The 1,352-nt window shown below is 62.2% G+C and carries 2 protein-coding genes; one reads left to right on the top strand and one right to left on the bottom strand.

Features of this window, described 5'->3' with window-relative positions; genetic code table 11:
• Window positions 1-540 (bottom strand): calcium-binding protein (locus BW996_RS20890; protein ID WP_076459094.1); only part of this gene is annotated, 540 nt, incomplete at its 3' end.
• 543 nt (window positions 541-1,083) lie between these two features.
• Between BW996_RS20890 and BW996_RS20885 the strand changes: the two genes are divergently transcribed.
• Window positions 1,084-1,352, top strand: a 269-nt coding sequence (locus BW996_RS20885; protein ID WP_510645193.1) for a transposase, incomplete at its 3' end; no start/stop codon positions are given.

Raw genomic sequence — 1,352 nt, 5'->3', positions numbered from 1 at the left:
GGTGTCGTTGCCGCTGCCGGCGTCGATCACCAGGTTCGTGCCCAGCACCGTCACGCCACGCAGGTCGATCAGGTTGGCGTCGCCGGTGTCGAGCACGCGCACCGTGCCGGTCGCACCCCGCGCGTCGATCTCCTCGATGCCTGTGGCCGAGAAGCCCCGCACGCCGATGTCGACGTTGCCGGTGCCCACCGCCACGATGCGGTCGGTGCCCTCGGTGCCGGTGTCCTTGTAGGTGTCGTAGCCGTGGAAGCCGGTCGTGGTGTTGCCCGTCACCCGGTAGGTGTCGCCGTCCTGGCCACCGTCGAGCAGATCATCGCCCAGCTCGCCGACCAGCAGATCGGCACCAGCGCCGCCCAGCAGGGTGTCATTGCCCCAGCCCCCCCAAAGCGTGTCGTCCCCGCCACCGCCGGAGAGGGAGTCGGCACTGCCGTAGCCAAAAACTTCATCGGCACCATCACCACCCGTCAGGGTGTCGGCTGATTCCTTGCCGGAAATCACCGTGACGACACCCACCAAACTCGAGACCTTGAATCCGCTCATGAGGGTTAACCCTGTTATCGATCCTGTCACCAACCGAGAATTTCCCGTCCTCGGTCACCCCGCAGGCGATGCAGGCGCCCATGCTGGCGCGCGAGCATCGCCCTGAAATGGAAAAACAGTCTCTTTTAGCGGAGCAAGATGTCCGTGGACAGCCCAAAGATCCGGGGCTGCCTCAAGGCGGCGAGTGCATACCCCATGATGTGTGCAAAAAGCACGGTCCGACAGAGCCGCACCACCACGCCAGCGTGGCAACTCCGCGACTGCCTCGACGCGGGCACGGCTTGTCAGAAGTAGGTCAGATACCACAGACAAGCCGGTACCAAAAAATACCAATTTCAGTAAGACAGATGTCAGCAAATACAGAGTTACCGCCAAATGAAAACCATTGATTCCGATCAATAATTAGTAAAAACCCTAGCGATCATTCAGATCGCCGACAAGATCAATATCAACGAACGGTCAGTATTTGGTCAGTATCCCCCCACGTCAGAATAGTTGCCGCGTCGATAGAACCCGAAGAGGGGGCGAAGACGAGGAGAAGACGTGGCTCGATACGGCAAGGAATACAAGGACCGGGTGGTGGCGAGGCTGCTGCCACCGGAGAGTGCCCCGGTGGAGCGGGTATCCGCAGAAGTGGGCGTGAGCACTTCAACGCTGGAGCGGTGGCTGGCCGACGCGCTGGAATCGGCGAGCGGCGGAGAGCCGCGCCGGGTGTGGACGGCTGCAGCGCGACTGCAGGCGGTGATTGCAACGGCATCGCTGGACGAGACGGCGAAGTCGGCGTGGTGCCGCGAGCAGGGGGTGTATCCGCA

The sequence above is a fragment of the Sphaerotilus natans genome, from assembly GCF_900156335.1.
Lineage (GTDB): Bacteria > Pseudomonadota > Gammaproteobacteria > Burkholderiales > Burkholderiaceae_C > Sphaerotilus > Sphaerotilus natans.
This window is presented reverse-complemented; position numbering and strand designations above follow the sequence as displayed.